This window comes from Streptomyces sp. NPDC020884 (assembly GCF_044333935.1).
GTDB lineage: Bacteria > Actinomycetota > Actinomycetes > Streptomycetales > Streptomycetaceae > Streptomyces.
On the sequence record NZ_JBIRRY010000001.1, the window covers coordinates 327177 to 343660 of the forward strand.

The window sequence follows — 16484 nt, forward strand, 5'->3', positions numbered from 1 at the left end:
CGTTCATCGCTCCTCCTCGCGGATGCGCTGAGCGCCGCGCAGCCGGGCGGGGGCGGCGCGCCGGTTCTCGGCGACCTCCTCCTCGGTGGGCAGCTCGGCGCCCCGGGTGAGCTGCTTCAGCCGGGGCTGGTAGCGCTCGGGGACGACGGGCAGTCCGGGCGGCGCGGTGTTGGCCGCGCCGGCCGCGAAGACCTGCTTGACCAGCCGGTCCTCCAGCGAGTGGTAGGACAGCACGGCGATGCGGCCGCCGACGGCGAGGCACTGGACGGCGGCCGGAATGGCCTGCTCCAGGACGCTCAGCTCGCCGTTGACCTCGATCCGCAGGGCCTGGAAGGTCCGCTTGGCGGGGTTGCCGCCGGTGCGCTTGGCGGCCTGCGGCAGCGCGTCGCGGATCAGCTCGACGAGCCGGGCGCTGTTGCTGAACGGCTCCTTCTCGCGCTCGCGCACGACGGCGGAGACGATCCGCTTGGCCTGCTTCTCCTCGCCGTACGCGCGCAGGATCCGGACCAGTTCGCCGGGCGGGTAGGTGTTGAGGACCTCGGCGGCGCCCATGCCGGTGCTCTGGTCCATGCGCATGTCGAGCGGGGCGTCCTGGGCGTACGCGAACCCGCGGTCGGCCTCGTCCAGTTGCATGGAGGAGACGCCGAGGTCGAACAGCACGCCCTGGACCTTCGGGATCCCGAGCCGCGCGAGGACCTCGGGGAGCTCGTCGTAGACCGCGTGGACCAGGGTGGCCCGGTCGCCGTAAGGGGCGAGCCGTTCGCCGGAGAGGCGGAGCGCCTCCTTGTCGCGGTCCAGGGCGATCAGCCGGGCGGTGGGGAAGGAGGCGAGCAGGGCCTCGCTGTGACCGCCGAGGCCGAGGGTGCAGTCGACGACCACGGGCTCCGGGTGGGCCGGGTCCTGAAGAGCCGGGGCCAACAGGTCCAGACACCTCTGGAGCATCACCGGGACGTGTCGGGTCTGGCTCAATGCGCCCTCTCAGGCTCTGTCCCGCGCGGCCGGCACGTACGTCCTGGTCCCCGCCCGCTCTGAAGGGGAGGTCCACCGGCGCCGGGGAAGTGGCGTCGGCCGACCGAGAGCGGGAGAGGGCCGGGTCGCACGTACGCCGCACATCACGGGGGAAATACGGAATGTGCAGGAGGTGCGGGGGGTGCGATGGGGCAGTGGGTACGGAGGTGGATCGTGACTTCGCGTTACTTTAGTCCACCCTGCCATTCGATCGATTCGCGATCAACGAACCGCGCAGCGAGTCGCTCCACCCGTCCGGATGCGGCGAACTCACTCGAACAGGTGCATCCCCCCGGGTTCTGTGGGTTAGCTCACAACAAGTCGTGTTGACGTTCTTTGTCCGCTCTCACAGCACGCCCGCGCCAGGTGGGAACGCTAACGTCGTAGCCATGTCGACTTCCGCTCGCTCCTCCGCAGAGTCCGTGCCGTCCACCGCCGCAGCGGTCCGCGAGGGGGGCCAGGTCACCGACCGGCTCGTCGCGCTGAACGCCGGGTACGCGAAGGAGTTCAGCGACCCGGGCATGGACGCCCGCCCGGTCCTCCAGGTCGCCATCGTCGCCTGCATGGACGCCCGGCTCGACCTGCACGCCGCGCTCGGTCTGGACCTCGGCGACTGCCACACCATCCGCAACGCGGGCGGCGTGGTCACCGACGACGTGATCCGCTCGCTGACCATCAGCCAGCGGGCGCTCGGCACCCGCAGCGTGATCCTCATCCACCACACCAACTGCGGCCTGGAGTCCCTCACCGAGGACTTCCGGCAGGAGCTGGAGCGCGAGGTGGGCCAGCGTCCGGTCTGGGCCGTGGAGGCCTACTCCGACGCCGACCAGGACGTGCGCCAGTCGATGCAGCGGGTGCGTACCTCGCCGTTCCTGCTGCACAGCGACGACGTGCGCGGGTTCGTCTTCGACGTGACCACCGGCCTGCTGCGCGAGATCCACTCCGTTTCCTGAACGCATTCCCCTCGCTTCCCGGCCCTCTGCTGCACCTCACACACGCATCGCCGTGTCCCGCAGTGCCGAAATCGCGACAGACGCTGACTTTTCACACCCACTTATCCACAGGCGAGTGACACGAAGCGGTAACGGCAACAAGAATGCGGGTGTGACTTCCCCCGGACCTTCCGGAGGGGTGTCCGATTTTTCGGGGTGGGCCGCGCGGGTACGCGCGACGGCCCCTGCGCAAAAGGGCCGAGGAGGGCCGGGTGACGACCTATGACGATCGAGCGAGCCTCACAGATCTGACCACCACAGCGGAGCGGGTGCGCAGGTCGGTGGAGAGTGTGATCGAGGGCAAGCCTGAGGTCGTACGGCTATCGCTGACCGTGCTGCTCGCCGAGGGACATCTCCTCATCGAGGACGTCCCCGGCGTCGGCAAGACCATGCTGGCCAAGGCGCTGGCGCGGTCCATCGACTGTTCGGTGCGGCGGATCCAGTTCACGCCGGACCTGCTGCCCTCGGACATCACCGGGGTGTCGATCTTCGACCAGCAGCGGCGGGACTTCGAGTTCAAGCCCGGCGCGATCTTCGCCCAGATCGTGATCGGCGACGAGATCAACCGCGCCTCGCCGAAGACGCAGTCGGCGCTGCTGGAGTCGATGGAGGAGCGCCAGGTCACCATCGACGGGCACACCTACGAGCTGCCCGACCCGTTCATGGTGGTCGCCACCCAGAACCCGGTCGAGATGGAGGGCACCTACCCGCTGCCCGAGGCCCAGCGCGACCGCTTCATGGCCCGCGTCTCCATCGGCTACCCGAGCCCGGAGGCCGAGCTCCAGATGCTCGACGTGCACGGGGGGCTGTCCCCGCTGGAGGACCTCCAGCCGGTGGCCCACGCCCACGACATCGTGAAGCTGATCGACGCCGTCCGTACGGTGCATGTCGCCGACGCCGTGCGGCGCTACGCGGTGGAGCTCGTCGGAGCCACCCGCAGCCACCCCGACCTCAGGCTCGGCGCCTCCCCGCGCGCGACGCTGCACCTGCTGCGCGCCGCGAAGGCGTCCGCCGCTCTCAGCGGGCGCGACTACGCCCTGCCCGACGACGTCCAGTCGCTGGCCGCGCCGGTGCTCGCGCACCGGCTGCTGCCCACCGCCCAGGCCCAGCTGAACCGCCGCACGGCGGAGCAGGTGATCCTGGAGATCATCCAGCGCACCCCCGTTCCGACCTCGGCCGGCGGCACCACGCCGCCCGCGCCCGGCGGGCAGCAGCCGGGCCGCCCGCTGTACAACCAGCAGCAGCCCGGGGCACGGCGGCTGTGATGGCGGCCGGCGAGCCCGGCGCCGTGGAGGACGGCGACAGGAAGGGCGGCCTCAGGGCGGCCCTGGGCGGACTGACCACCCGGGGACGCTCGTTCCTGGCCGCCGGGGTGGCCGCCGCCGTCTGCGCGTACGTCCTGGGCCAGGGCGACCTGCTGCGGGTCGGGCTGCTGCTGGCCGTGCTCCCCCTGGTCTGCGTGACCGTGCTCTACCGCACCCGGTACCGCGTGACGGGCACCCGGCGGCTCTCGCCGTCCCGGGTGTCCTCGGGCGCGGAGGCCCGGGTGCACCTGCGCATGGACAACGTCTCCCGGCTGCCCACCGGCCTGCTGATGCTCCAGGACCGGGTCCCCTACGTCCTCGGTCCGCGCCCCCGCTTCGTCCTGGACCGGGTGGAGGGGGGCGGCCGGCGCGAGGTGTCCTACCGGGTCCGCTCCGACCTCCGCGGCCGCTATCCCCTGGGTCCGTTGCAGCTGCGGCTGAGCGACCCGTTCGGGATGTGCGAGCTGACCCGCTCCTTCAGCGCGTACGACACGCTCGTCGTCATCCCGCGCACGGTGCCGCTGCCGGTCCTGCGGCTGGCGGGCGAGGCCTCCGGGTACGGCGACGGGCGGCAGCGTTCCCTCGCGCTCGCCGGTGAGGACGACATCATTCCGCGCGGCTACCGCCACGGTGACGACCTGCGGCGGGTCCACTGGCGCTCCACCGCACGCCACGGCGAGCTGATGGTGCGCCGTGAGGAACAGCCGCAGCGGGCCAGGTGCACGGTCCTGCTGGACACCCGGCAGATCGGCTACCAGGGCGCCGGGCCCGACTCGGCGTTCGAGTGGGCGGTCTCGGGGGCGGCCTCCGCACTCGTGCACATGCTGGAGCGCGGCTTCGCCGTACGGCTGCTCACCGACGACGGGAACGCGGTGCCCGGCGAGGGGTCCGGCGGTTTCGCGGGCTCGACCCAGGAGTCCGCGGACTCGGCGGGGCTGATGCTCGACACGCTCGCGGTGGTCGGCCACTCCGACGGCGGGGGCCTCTCCCGCGCCCATGACGTGCTGCGCGGCGGCAACGAGGGCCTGCTCATCGCCTTCTTCGGCGATCTGGACGAGGAACAGGCCGCGGTCGCGGCCCGGATGCGGCAGCGCGCCGGGGCGGGGGTCGCCTTCGTCCTGGACAGCGCGGACTGGGCCGGCGACGGGGCCGCGGCGGGACGGGCCGAGGAGCGGCTGCGGCGGCTGCGCGAGTCGGGCTGGATCGCGGTGCCCGTGGAGCCGGGGGCCGAGCTGCCCGCGCTGTGGCAGCTGGCGGGCCGGATGCGCACGGATTCGCCGTCCGCCTCGAGCGGCGGCGCGACAGGTTTCGCGGGGGGATGGTCATGAGCGGGCGGGTCAGGCTGACGCTGTGCGCCTATGCGGCGACGCTGCTGGCGGCGGGGGCGCTGATCCCGCTGGTGGAGGGGGTCGGCTGGCTGGTGCAGGCGGCGGTGCTGCTCGGCGTCCAGAGCGGGGCGGGCGCCCTCGCGCGCCGGGTGCCCCTGGCACGGGCGCTGACCATCTCCGCCCAGGCCCTGGTCACCCTGGTGCTGCTGACGCTGGTGTTCGCCCGGGACCACGCCCTGTTCGGGGTGCTGCCCGGCCCGCAGGCCGTCATGCGGCTCGGCGAGCTGCTGGTGGCGGGCGGGGAGGACGTCGGCACGTACGCCATCCCGGCCCCGCTGACCGACGGCATCGAGCTGATGGTGGTCGGCGGCGTCGTCCTGATCGGCCTCGCGGTGGACGCCCTGGCGGTGACCTTCCGCAGCGCCGCCCCGGCCGGGCTGCCGCTGCTCGCCCTGTATTCGGTCGCGGCCGGTCTCTCCGACGGCGGAGCGGGCTGGCTGTGGTTCCTGCTGGCCGCCTCGGGATATCTGCTGCTCCTGCTGGCCGAGGGCCGGGACCGGCTCTCCCAGTGGGGCCGCGTCTTCGGCGGCGCCGCACGGAACGTGGGCGGCCTGGCCGACGGGCTGAGCGGCGCAGGGGGCGGGTCCTCCCCCGTCCGTACCGGGCGGCGGATCGGTGTGCTGGCGCTCGGCATCGCCCTGGTGGCCCCGCTCGCCCTGCCCGCCCTGGAGAGCGGCCTGCTGGGCGGCAGCGGACCGGGGAACGGCAGGGGCAGCGGCGGCGGCACCATCTCCGCGGTGAATCCGCTGGTCTCGCTCCAGAACAACCTCAACCAGCCGGACAACCGGGAGGTGATGACGTACCGCAGCAACATCGAGGACCCGCAGAGTCTCTATCTCCGGATCCTGGCCCTGGACGAGTTCAACGGCAGCGAGTGGCGTTCCTCCACCCGCCGGCTGACGGACGTTCCCGACCGCCTCCCGCAGCCCACCGGGCTGGGCCGGGACGTCTCGGTCACCGAGGTCCGGACGAACATCTCCGCCTCGCGCTCCTACCAGCAGACGTATCTGCCGCTCCCCTACCCGGCGAGCGAGGTCCGCGTCGGCGGCCGCTGGCGGTACGAGCCCGAGGGCCGCACCCTGGTCGGCGACGACGGGCAGACCACGCGCGGCGCGCAGTACGAGGTCGGCAGCCTGGTCGTCGAGCCCACGGCGGAGCAGCTCGCGGCCGCGGGGTCGCCGCCGCAGGAACTGGTCCGTGAGTACACCCAGGTCCCCGGCTCGCTGCCGGGCGTCGTCGCCGAGACCGCCGAGAAGGTCACCGAAGGCTCGTCCAACGCCTACGAGCAGGCGGTGAAGCTCCAGGACTGGTTCGCCTCCGACGGCGGCTTCACGTACGACACCACGGTCACCTCGGGGACCGGGTCCTCCGCCATCGCGCGGTTCCTCCGCGACCGGGAGGGGTTCTGCGTCCACTTCTCGTTCTCGATGGCCGCGATGGCCCGGACGCTGGGCATCCCGGCCCGGGTCGCGGTGGGCTTCACCCCGGGCACCGTGAAGTCGAACGGGGCGACCTCGGTCGGGCTGCGCGACGCGCACGCCTGGCCCGAGCTGTATTTCGAGGGGGTCGGGTGGACCCGGTTCGAGCCCACCCCGAGCCGGGGCAGCGCTCCGTCGTACACCCGGCCGACCGCCCCCACGGACGACACGAGCGACCCGGCCCAGCCCTCCGCGGACACCTCGGCCGCGCCGTCCGACGCGCCCTCCGCCGAGGAGAGCTGCCCGCCGCAGCTGCGCCAGGAAGGCGGGTGCGGGCCCTCGCAGGCGGCGGGGGCGGCGCTGCCGACCGACCGGGGCACTCCGGCCGGGACGGTGCTGCTGGTGATCCTCGCGGCGGTCCTGGTGCTGGTGCTGCCGTTGGCACCGCTGCTCTGGCGGACCCGGACGAGAAACCGGCGGCTGGGCTCCGGGGGCCGGACTCTCGCGGACGCCGTCGCACGGACCCTGGCCGCCTGGCGGGAGGTCACCGACGCGGCCTGGGACCACGGCATCGGGCCGGACGAGTCGCTGACGCCCCGGAAGGCGGCGGCCAGGATCGTGCGGCTGGGCCGGCTCGACAGCACCGCGGCCGAGGCCGTGCACCGGATCGCGGGCTCGGTGGAGCAGGTGCTGTACGCCCCCGAGCCGCGTCCGGCGGCCGGACTGGCCGAGGACGCGCTGGCGGTCCGGGCGGGTCTGCGCGGATCGGCCGGCCGCGGCACCCGGCTGCGGGCAACACTCCTGCCCCGCTCGTCCGTCCGGGTGGTGTGGGCCCTCGCAGACCGTCGGACGGCGCTCGCGGAGCGCTGGGCGGCCCGTCCGGGACGCGGTCGCTGGACGGCCCGGCTGCGCCGTCTCTCCCGCCAGCACGGCTGAGGCGGTCGGCGGGCGACCAGCGAGAAGGCCCCCGGCCCGGACCCTGTTTCAGGGTCCGGGCCGGGGGCCTTCGAGGTCCGGTCCCGGGCTCTCGCCCCGGCGTGCTCAGGGGCGGCGGGCACCGATGGGTGAGGGGCGGCCGCATTGCGCGGCCGCCCCTCACCCATCGGTGTCGTGCGTCGTGCCATCGCCCGCCCTGCGAGAAGAACAGGGCCCAGGCGTGCTACTGGCCCTGTTCGTCGCGGCGGCGCTGCCACCGCTGCTCGATGCGGTTGATCATCGACCGGCGTTGTCTCGGTCGGCGGCGTGCGCCGCTGTCCCCGCTGCCTGCGGCTGCGGGCTGTTGTTCACCGGGCTTGGGCGCTTTGCGCCATCCGGTGACCGCGAGCACGGCGCAGCCGAGCATGACGAGGAACCCCACCACGCTGATCCAGATCTGCTGGGCGACCATTCCGGCCATGAGGAGCGCGATACCCACCAGGAAGCCAGCGACCGCCTGGTAGACCCTTTTCCGGGTGTACGTACGCAGTCCGCTTCCCTCGAGCGCTGTCGCGAACTTGGGATCTTCGGCGTACAGCGCTCGCTCCATCTGCTCGAGCATGCGCTGCTCGTGCTCCGAGAGCGGCACGGGATCCTCCTCGTCGTCGGCCGCGGGGGCGACCGGTATGCGGCCCTTCCAGGATAGGCAGGGATTCGCCCCCGTGAAACCCGCCTTCTAGCGCTCAGCCAGTCCGGACCGCTGTGTCGGCTCGGCTGCTGAGGCGTAGATTCCCCGACGACCGATCCGTCATGCCGGATGGTGTCCCCCGATCATACGGGGCGTACGCCCCGTACGGGGGTCCTGAGTCCCACTCCGTCCGCAGCTGCGTTGCTGATCAGCGGCGCTTCTCGCCCAGAACGTGCAGTTGGGTGGCGACGGAATGGAAGGCCGGCAGTTCGGCGACGGCGGCTTCGAGCTTGAGGAGCGCCTCCACGGCACCGGGCTCGGTGTCCACCAGGACGCCCGGCACGAGGTCGGCGAAGACCCGGACGCCGTGCACCGCGGCGATCTCCAGACCGGCTTCGGAGACCAGGTCGGAGAGCTGCTCGGCGGTGAACCTGCGGGGCACCGGGTCGCCCTCGCCCCAGCGGCCGGCCGGGTCGGTGAGCGCCTGCCGGGCCTCGGTGAAGTGACCGGCGAGCGCGCGGGCCAGGACCGCCCCGCCCAGGCCGGCGGCCAGCAGGCTGAGGGCGCCGGAGGGGCGCAGCGCCTCGACCGCGTTGCGTACGCCCTCGGCGGGCTCGTCGACGTACTCCAGGACGCCGTGGCAGAGCACCGCGTCGAAGCCGTCGCGCTCCACGACGTCGAACAGGCCGAGGATGTCGCCCTGGACCCCCCGGACCCGGTCGGCGACCCCGGCCTCGGCCGCGCGGCGCTCCAGCGCGAACAGGGCGTTGGGGCTGGGGTCGACGACGGTGACCCGGTGGCCGAGCCGGGCCGCGGGCACGGCGAAGTTGCCGGTGCCGCCGCCGGTGTCCAGAACATCCAGGGCGTCCCTGCCGGTCGCCTTGACCTGACGGTCCAGAGCGTCCTTGAGGACCTCCCAGACCACGGCGGTACGGAGGGAGGCGCGGGGGCGCAGCTGGTCCGACACGGCAGATGACTCCTCGGCACGATGCCGCCGGGGACGGCGGAGCGTGAACAGTGCGGGTGGTGATGCGAGCGGTCACCACCTTATTGCCTCGCACCGCCGTCCAGAGCCCGGCGTCGCCCGGCGGGCGGCCGTTCGGCGCCGGCCCCGCGTCAGCCGCCCCCCGGGCGCTCCGGGCGTGGTTGCGGGAGCACCGGCTGGAGGACCAGCAGCCGTTCCACCAGCCGCAGGAACATGGCCGCGTCACGCAGCAGGTCGTCGGCGTCGCGTGCGCCGGCCGCTCCCGGCATCCCTGCCTCGGCGCGGGCCCGGCGCACGGCGCCCGAGGCGAAGAGGGCGCTCCATTCGGTCAGTTCGGGGGCTATCTCCGGGAGGACTTCCCAGGCGCTGCGGATGCGCTCGCGGCGACGCCTGTTCGTCTCGGGGCGGCCGCGGGCGGCCAGCACGGCCGCCGCGGTGCGCAGGGCGGCGAGGTGGGCGGTGGTGTACCGCTCGTTGGGCTCGTGGAGCACGGCGGCCTCGTCGAGGCCTGAGCGGGCCTTGGCGAGCAGTTCGAGAGCGGCGGGCGGCGCCGAGCTGCGGCGCAGCACGGGGTGGACATCGCCGGCCGGACCGGTCAGTGAGGGGGCAGGGCTGCCTGCGCGGCGCCGCGGGGCGGCGGCTGCGGACGAGCTGGCCATGACGAACCTCCTGTCGTCGTGTGACGGCTCCGTGGCCGTCTGTGTCCATGGTGACGGGCGCCACTGACAATCGACCCGAACACCGCTCCGACCTGCCGTTTTGCTTCGAGCGCGAGTTCGGACTACCTTTTTGCACTGACCGGTCAGTTTAATTAGGGGAGGGTCTGTGGAGAGCCCGCACGGCGCAGCTGTCAGCGCCGAGGACTTCGGACTCGAGGGGCCGCGCGGCTGGGCCTTTCGGAACGTGACGTTCAGCGCCGCTCCGGGGGAACTGGTGGCGATCGAGGGACCGTCGGGGTCGGGCCGCACCAGCCTGCTGCTCGCCCTGACCGGCCGGATGCGCGCCACCGAGGGCCGCGCCGAGACCGGCGGGCTGCGGCTGCCCAGGCAGGCCGCCGACGTCCGCCGGATCGCCGCCCTGGGCCCGGTCCCGAGCGTCAGTGAGCTGGACCCCGCCTTCACCGTCGCCGAGCACCTGGGCGAACGCACCCTGCTCCAGGGCCGCTACGGCGCGTCCCTGCGCACCCTGCTGCGTCCGCGCGCCGAACGCCGGGCCGCCGCCGGGGCCCGGGTCGACGACGCCCTGGAGGCCGCGGGCCTCGACCTCGCCACGCTGCCCAAGGCGGGACGCACCGCCGTACGGGATCTGGAACGGCTGGAGGCGCTGCGGCTGTCCGTCGCGCTGGCCATGATCTCCACGCCGCGCCTGCTCGCCGTGGACGACACCGACCTCAAGCTCCCGGACGCCGAACGCGACCGGGCCTGGAGCCTGCTGCGCTCCGTGGCCGACACCGGAACGACCGTGCTCGCCGTGTGCAGCGAGGCCCCCGGGAACACCCACGTCGTGCGCACCGCACCCGCACCCGCACCCACCACCGATGAGGAGACGGCCGATGCGCATCCCGAAGCTGGCCGCGCTTGAGTTGAAGCGGTTCGGCAGGGGGAGGCTGCCGGCCGCCGCGCTGGTGGCCCTGCTGCTCCTGCCGCTGCTCTACGGCGCCCTGTACCTGTGCTCCTTCTGGGACCCGTACGGGAAGCTCGACAAGCTGCCCGTCGCCCTGGTCAACGACGACAAGGGGGCCACGAGCGGCGGCGAGCGCGTCGCGGCCGGGGACGAGATCAGTGAGAAGCTCCTCGACTCCAAGGTCTTCGCCTGGCACGAGGTGAGCTCCGCCGAGGCCGACCGGGGCGTCGAGGACGGGACGTACTACCTCTCGCTGACGATGCCGTCCGACTTCAGCCGGAAGATCGCGTCCAGCGGCGGGGACTCCCCCGAGACCGGCGCGCTCCAGGTACGGACGAACGACGCCAACAACTACATCGTCGGGCAGATCTCCAGGACGGTCTTCGGCGAGGTGCGCAACGCCGCCTCCACGAACGCCTCCCGGGGCTTCCTGGACCGCATCTTCATCAGCTTCTCCGATCTGCACGACAAGACCGCCGAGGCGGCCAGGGGCGCCGACGACCTCAAGGGCGGCATCTCGAAGGCCAAGAAGGGGTCCAAGGACCTCGCGGACGGCCTCAAGGACTCCAAGGCGGGCAGCAAGAAGCTCTCCGACGGGATCGTCAAGCTGAACCAGGGCTCGCGCGACCTCGCCACGGGCTCCGCCCGGGTCGCCGGAGGCACCCAGGTCCTGGCCGACCGGGTCAACGGCATCGCCGACGACGTACGGCCCTTCTTCCAGGACAACGGGAAGTCCATCCAGGACACCGCACGCCTGGTCGCCGACACCTCCGGGGCCGTACGGCACAACCTCGACCTGCTGGTGAAGAGCGCGCCCACCGCCGCCGCCGGAGCCAAGGAGGCGGCCGACGAGCTGGCCGGGATCCACCGCACCCAGTGCGTGGAGGCCGAGGACCCCGACGCCACGGTCTGCCCCCCGCTGGAGCGCGCCAAGGTCACGGCCGCGGACGTCGCGAGGATCGCCGCCGATGTGAACACCCTGGTCACGAACCAGAACGGCGACCTGAAGAAGCTGAGCACCCAGCTGACCGCCTTCCAGAAGCAGGCCGAGGCCCTCGCCAAGCGCGCGCCCACGCTGGACGACGACCTGGCATCGGCCGTCAGCAAGGTCAACGCGCTCAACACCGGCGCCCACAAGGTCGCCAAGGGCGCCAAGGCGCTGCACACCGGACTCGGCAGCGCGCAGACCGGCTCCGCCGACCTGGACACCGGCGTCGGCAAGCTGAAGACCGGCGCGGAGAAGCTGGACGGCGGGCTCTTCCGGCTCGGCGACGGCTCGACCGAGCTGGCCCAGGGCCTCAACGACGGCGTGGACCGGATCCCGGACTACGACAAGAAGGACCGCGACGCGCGGACCGACGTCATGGCCGACCCCGTCCAGCTGGCCTCCAAGGCGCTGCACGCGGCCCCCAACTACGGCACCGGCTTCGCCCCGTACTTCATCCCGCTGTCCCTGTGGGTCGGCGCGATGGTGGCGTACATGCTGATCCAGCCGCTCAACCGGCGGGCGCTCGCCGCCGGGGCCTCCTCCTGGCGGATCGCGTTCGCCGGCTGGCTCCCCGTCGCCGCCATCGGCACGCTCCAGGTCGGCGCCCTGATGGCCGTCCTGCACTGGGGCCTCGGCCTCCAGATGGTCCACGCCGCCGGAACGATCGGCTTCCTGGCCCTGGTGACCTGCTGCTTCGCCGCGATCGTGCAGTGGCTGAACGCCTGCTTCGGGGCGGCCGGGCGGATCCTGGTGCTGGTGGTGCTGATGCTCCAGCTGACCTCGGCCGGGGGCACGTACCCCGTCCAGACCAGCCCCGGCTTCTTCGGCGCGATCCACCCGTACCTCCCCATGACGTACGTCGTCGAGGGGCTGCGCAGACTGATCACCGGCGGCCCCCTCGCCCCGGTCTGGCTGGGCTGCGCGGTGCTGGCGGCCTTCACCGTCGGCGCGCTCGCCCTGACCGCGTTCACCGCCCGCCGCAAGCAGGTGTGGACCCTGAGCCGGCTGCACCCGGAGCTGAGCCTGTGAGCGCGCCGGGAGCCGCGCCGGTGCGTGCGTCCGGGCCTGAAAGAATCGGCCTCATGGAAAGCAGTGGCACCACGCGCCGCCAGGCCACCCGGCAGAAACTCTACGAGGCGGCGGTGACCCTCATCGCCGAGCAGGGCTTCTCGGCGACCACCGTCGACGAGATCGCCGAGCGGGCCGGGGTCGCCAAGGGCACGGTCTATTACAACTTCAAGAGCAAGACCGAGCTGTTCGAGGAGCTGCTCCGGCACGGCGTCGGACTGCTCACGGCCTCGCTGCGGGCCGCCGCCGAGGAGTCCGAGGAGCGCGGCGGCACCCGGGTCGAGGCGCTGGACGCGATGATCCGGGCCGGGCTCGCCTTCATCGACCGCTATCCGGCCTTCACCCAGCTGTACGTGGCCGAGCTCTGGCGCACCAACCGCGCCTGGCAGTCCACGCTGCTGGTGGTACGCCAGGAGGCCGTCGCGGTCGTCGAGGACGTGCTGCGCGACGCGGTGCGCAGCGGGGAGCTGAGCGAGGAGATCGACATCCCGCTGACGGCCGCCGCGCTGGTCGGGATGGTGCTGGTGGCGGCGCTGGACTGGCAGGCGTTCCAGCCGGAGCGCTCGATCGACGAGGTCCACTCGGCGCTGTCCCTGCTGCTGCACGGGCGGGTCAGCGGGCGCTGAGTCCGGCCGGAGCCCGCGGGGCCGGGAGCGCACCCGGAAACGTACCGGGAAAGGCGAAGACGCCGGCCGCTGGAGTTCGCGTACCTCCGCGAACTTCACCGGACCGGCGTCTTCCGTGCCTGCCGGAAACCCGTTCCCCGTGACCCCGTATGTCCCCCGTGGTCCCCGGGCCTCCGTCGTGCACCCCCGTTACGTCGGGGGAATCCGCACCGTTCCGCCGCCCCGTGCCGGCGGTCTCGGCGCAGCGCCCCTTCCGTAGTCATCACTCTGCCGTCCGCGCAGGTGGGGGCCTATCCGCGCAACTACTCATCTGTGTGCCTAGGTACGGATACTCAGGACTGCGCCCGCGGCCTCACCCGGTTCCGGCACCCGGTCGTTACGATCGCCTGCGTGTCCGTAATCCCCCTGGTGTTCACAAGCGGCTGGGCGAGCGGGATCAACGCGTATGCGGTGGTCCTGTTGCTCGGCCTGTTCGGCGCGACCGGCGTGTCCGACGAGGTGCCCGCCGCGCTGCAGCGCCCCGACGTCCTGATCGTGGCCGGTGTGCTGTTCCTCTGCGAGGCGGTGGCGGACAAGATCCCCTACGTCGACTCGCTCTGGGACACGGCGCACACCGTGATCCGGCCGGTGGCCGGGGCGGTGGTGGCCGCACTGCTGGCCGGGGAGAGCGGTTCGCTGCCGGAGCTGACGGCCGGCGCGATCGGCGGGTCCACCGCCCTGATGAGCCATCTGGTGAAGGCGGGCACGCGGATGGCCGTCAACACCTCCCCGGAGCCGTTCAGCAACGTCGGGATGAGCATCGCCGAGGACCTCGGGGTCGCCGGAATCATCACCTTCGCCATATTCCATCCGGTGGCGGCCGCCGTGATCGCGGCCGTGCTGCTGGTGCTCGGCATCGTCGTCGTGCTCTTCCTGGCCTCGCGGATCCGTCGCTTCCTGCGCCGCCGGGCCCAGCGCCGCGAGGAGAAACACCTGGCCAGAACGGGTGGACCCCGGCCTCCCGGCTGAGCTGTCAGTGCCGGTCGATAAGGTCACCGGCATGGCACGAATTGCGGTGATCGGCGCCGGGACGGGCGCGATGACGGCGGCCGCCCGGCTCGCCGTCGCGGGCGACAGAGTGACGGTGTACGAGCGGTCCGCGCATTACGGCGGCTCGGTCGGCCGCCATGTGCACGAGGGCTTCGTCTTCGACACCGGGCCCGGACTGCTGCACCTTCCCGCCGTCCAGCGGGACCTCTTCGTCAAGACCGGCAAGGAGTCGCTGGAGCAGTGCGTGACGCTGACCCAGGTGGATCCGGCGAGCCGTCATCTCTTCGCGGACGGCACGGCGGTGTCCCTGCCGAACGCCTCCCGGGCCGGGGTGGCCGCCGCCCTGGACGGCGCGCTCGGCGCGGGGGCCGGGGCGCGCTGGAGCGACTTCATGGACCGGGCCCGGGACGCCTGGGACCGGTCGCGGCGGCCGCTCCTGGAGGAGCCCCTGCGGGCGGATCACCAGGTGCTGGGGCGCGATCCGTATCCGGCGGTGCGGCAGCGCCGTCTGCTGCGCGCGTCCCGGCAGGCAGGCACGGTCGCGGAGATCGGCGCCTGGGAGCTGGCGGACGCCCGGCTCGCCGCCCTGCTCGACGGGTACGCGCTGTCCCACGGACTCGACCCGCGCACCGCCCCCGCGAGCGCCGCGCTGCTGCCGTACATGGAGCAGACGTTCGGCAGCTGGTACGTGATGGGCGGGATGCGCGAGCTGGCACGGGCGGTGTACGAGCGGTGCCTGGCCCGCCGGGTCGCGTTCGTCTTCGGGGCCGAGGTGGTCCGGGTCCTCGAGAAGGACGGCCGGGCGGCGGGCGTGGAGCTGGCCGACGGTGAGGTGGCCGAGGCCGACCGGGTGGTGCTCGGGGTCCGGCCGCGTCCGGGGCTAGTGCCGGGTCTGCAGCCGGGGGGCGCGGGCGAGGTGACGGTCCGGACGGGCTCCGGCGCGGGTGCGACGGGGCGGTTCACCGTGCTGCTGTCGCTGCGCGGGGCCCGGGAGGCGGCTGCGGTGCACCGGACCGTGGTGCACAGCGCCGACGGGGCGGCGGAGCAGGAGGCGGTGTTCGGGGGCCGCGTCGCGGCGCACCCGACGACGACGGTGCTGCGTCCGGACGATCCGGCGACCCGGCCGGACGCGGAGCACGAGGCGGTGACGCTCACCGCGACGGTGGCTCCGCAGGGACCGGTCGACTGGCGGGACGCGGAGGTGCGGCAGCGGTTCGCCGACGTCCTGGTGGGACGGGCCGCCGCGGCCGTTCCCGGGCTGCGGGAGCGGATCCTGCACACCGAGGTCCGCACCCCCGCGGAGACCGAGGACGGGACGGGGGCCGAGGGCGGCGCGGTGCCGCCGCCCGCGCTGGCGGGGGCGGACGGCGCGTATCTGCACCCGGGCAATCTGACCCGGCTGCCGGGGCTGTATCTCGCGGGCGGCTGGTCGCATCCGGGCGGCGGGCTCGCGCACGCCGGGATGTCGGGGACGCTGGTGGCCGGACTCGTCGTGGAGGGCGACGGCTTCCGCGGCTCCCGCTGATCCGCGCGGTGCGGTCTCAGTAGCGGTACTGCTCGTTCTGGCCGGTGTCGTAGCCGTTGTCGTTGCCGTACGGAGCGGGCTGGACGGGCTGGTCCGGCGGCATCGGGGGGTACTGCTCGGCGTCGCGCTGCTGCGGAACCCAGACGCCGCCGGGCGGGGTGTCCGCGCCGTATGCCGGTGCGCCGTAGTTCTGGGCGTAGGGGTCGGCGTAGCTCTGCTGGCCGCCCTGGCTGTCGTAGCCGTTGCCGTAGGCGTCGTAGGAGGGGGCTCCGTTGGTGGTGCCGATGTACGGGTCGGAGTAGGCGGCGTAGCTCTGCTGGCCGGTGCCGTAGTCGTACGTTCCGGCGTAGGGGTCCTGGGCCGGCTGCTGCGCGTAGCCGGTGTACGGGTCGTACGCGGCGTACTGCGGCTGGGCCGAGGGGTCGGCCTCCTGGCCGTGGTCCGGGCCCGCGTTGCCGTTCGGGTCGTAGCCGGTGTGCCCGTACACGCCGTACTGGCCGGTGTCCTCGGGGAGCGGCTGCGGTTCGTAGACGGACGGCGCGGGCGGGGCGGACGGGGGCTGGTCGTAGCCGGGGGCGGCGACCTCCAGGTCCGAGACCTCCAGCGTGGGTTCCTTCATGGCGGCACTCCCGCCGCCCCTGCGTCGACGGCTCTCCCCCGGGCTGCCCCCTATGGCCCAGCCGGTGGAGAAGCCGCGTCGGAAGGACAGCGTCACGAAGGTCTGGCCGGTGGCGAAGGCGAGCGTCCCGACGACGATGACCGGAACGGAGGCCAGCAGCACCCCGACCACCACACCGAGGAATCCGCCGAAGGCGAGGAGCCGCCACCGCAGTCGCGCCTTGTACTGAAGCAGTACCTCGCCGAGCAGCCACAGGGCCACCAGACCGAATGCGATGTAGAGGACCGTCCAGCCCACGCCCGCCCCCT

14 protein-coding genes are annotated in these 16484 nt (G+C 73.1%); 9 read left to right on the forward strand and 5 right to left on the reverse strand.

Translation table 11 applies throughout. From position 1 onward, the window contains the following. Positions 1 to 3 precede the first annotated feature (3 nt). A complete protein-coding gene (gene rsmH, locus ACH4UK_RS01490; RefSeq protein WP_398354053.1) occupies positions 4 to 969 on the reverse strand; it encodes a 16S rRNA (cytosine(1402)-N(4))-methyltransferase RsmH in 966 nt (321 codons plus the stop codon). Positions 970 to 1397: 428 nt separating this feature from the next. Here rsmH and ACH4UK_RS01495 point away from each other — a divergent pair, with 428 nt between their 5' ends. The 4 genes from ACH4UK_RS01495 (at position 1398) to ACH4UK_RS01510 (ending at position 7046) form a co-directional block, all read left to right on the forward strand. Continuing rightward, the gene (locus ACH4UK_RS01495) at positions 1398 to 1961 is read left to right on the forward strand and encodes a beta-class carbonic anhydrase (RefSeq protein ID WP_398354054.1); all 564 of its coding nucleotides are present in this window, start codon (positions 1398 to 1400) and stop codon (positions 1959 to 1961) included. Positions 1962 to 2212: 251 nt separating this feature from the next. Next, positions 2213 to 3265 (forward strand): AAA family ATPase, encoded by a 1053-nt coding sequence (locus tag ACH4UK_RS01500; protein WP_398354055.1) that lies wholly within the window; start codon positions 2213 to 2215, stop codon positions 3263 to 3265. Continuing rightward, positions 3265 to 4632, forward strand: a complete 1368-nt coding sequence (locus ACH4UK_RS01505; protein ID WP_398354056.1) for a DUF58 domain-containing protein — start codon at positions 3265 to 3267, stop codon at positions 4630 to 4632. The genes ACH4UK_RS01500 and ACH4UK_RS01505 overlap by 1 nt, the downstream gene beginning before the upstream one ends. After that, positions 4629 to 7046: a DUF3488 and DUF4129 domain-containing transglutaminase family protein gene (locus ACH4UK_RS01510; protein ID WP_398354057.1), complete on the forward strand. Its 2418-nt coding sequence runs from the start codon at positions 4629 to 4631 to the stop codon at positions 7044 to 7046. Before ACH4UK_RS01505 ends, ACH4UK_RS01510 begins: the two co-directional genes overlap by 4 nt. 223 nt (positions 7047 to 7269) lie before the next feature. On the opposite strand, the gene ACH4UK_RS01515 is transcribed toward ACH4UK_RS01510, so the two are convergent. The 3 genes from ACH4UK_RS01515 to ACH4UK_RS01525 form a co-directional block, all read right to left on the reverse strand. Next, complete coding sequence (locus ACH4UK_RS01515; RefSeq protein WP_398354058.1) at positions 7270 to 7674, reverse strand: DUF3040 domain-containing protein; 405 nt, start codon at positions 7672 to 7674, stop codon at positions 7270 to 7272. A 247-nt stretch (positions 7675 to 7921) separates the two neighbouring features. Then, a complete protein-coding gene (locus ACH4UK_RS01520) occupies positions 7922 to 8680 on the reverse strand; it encodes a methyltransferase (RefSeq protein ID WP_398354059.1) in 759 nt (252 codons plus the stop codon). 149 nt (positions 8681 to 8829) lie between these two features. After that, a complete protein-coding gene (locus tag ACH4UK_RS01525) occupies positions 8830 to 9357 on the reverse strand; it encodes an SAV_6107 family HEPN domain-containing protein (protein ID WP_398354060.1) in 528 nt (175 codons plus the stop codon). 166 nt (positions 9358 to 9523) lie between these two features. Here ACH4UK_RS01525 and ACH4UK_RS01530 point away from each other — a divergent pair, with 166 nt between their 5' ends. The 5 genes from ACH4UK_RS01530 (at position 9524) to ACH4UK_RS01550 (ending at position 15557) form a co-directional block, all read left to right on the forward strand. Further along, entirely contained in the window at positions 9524 to 10279 is a 756-nt protein-coding gene (locus ACH4UK_RS01530; protein ID WP_398354061.1) for an ATP-binding cassette domain-containing protein, read from the forward strand. Beyond that, a complete protein-coding gene (locus ACH4UK_RS01535) occupies positions 10251 to 12338 on the forward strand; it encodes a YhgE/Pip family protein (protein WP_398354062.1) in 2088 nt (695 codons plus the stop codon). Before ACH4UK_RS01530 ends, ACH4UK_RS01535 begins: the two co-directional genes overlap by 29 nt. Positions 12339 to 12391: 53 nt before the next feature. Next, on the forward strand, positions 12392 to 13003 hold the full coding sequence (locus tag ACH4UK_RS01540) for a TetR/AcrR family transcriptional regulator (RefSeq protein ID WP_398354063.1): 612 nt from the start codon (positions 12392 to 12394) through the stop codon (positions 13001 to 13003). 390 nt (positions 13004 to 13393) lie between these two features. Continuing rightward, positions 13394 to 14011, forward strand: a complete 618-nt coding sequence (locus ACH4UK_RS01545; RefSeq protein WP_398354064.1) for a DUF4126 domain-containing protein — start codon at positions 13394 to 13396, stop codon at positions 14009 to 14011. A 31-nt stretch (positions 14012 to 14042) separates the two neighbouring features. Continuing rightward, on the forward strand, positions 14043 to 15557 hold the full coding sequence (locus ACH4UK_RS01550; RefSeq protein ID WP_398354065.1) for a phytoene desaturase family protein: 1515 nt from the start codon (positions 14043 to 14045) through the stop codon (positions 15555 to 15557). 16 nt (positions 15558 to 15573) lie between these two features. On the opposite strand, the gene ACH4UK_RS01555 is transcribed toward ACH4UK_RS01550, so the two are convergent. Continuing rightward, positions 15574 to 16473, reverse strand: coding sequence for a hypothetical protein (locus tag ACH4UK_RS01555; RefSeq protein WP_398354066.1), 900 nt, complete (start codon positions 16471 to 16473; stop codon positions 15574 to 15576). Between the last annotated feature and the right edge of the window lie 11 nt (positions 16474 to 16484).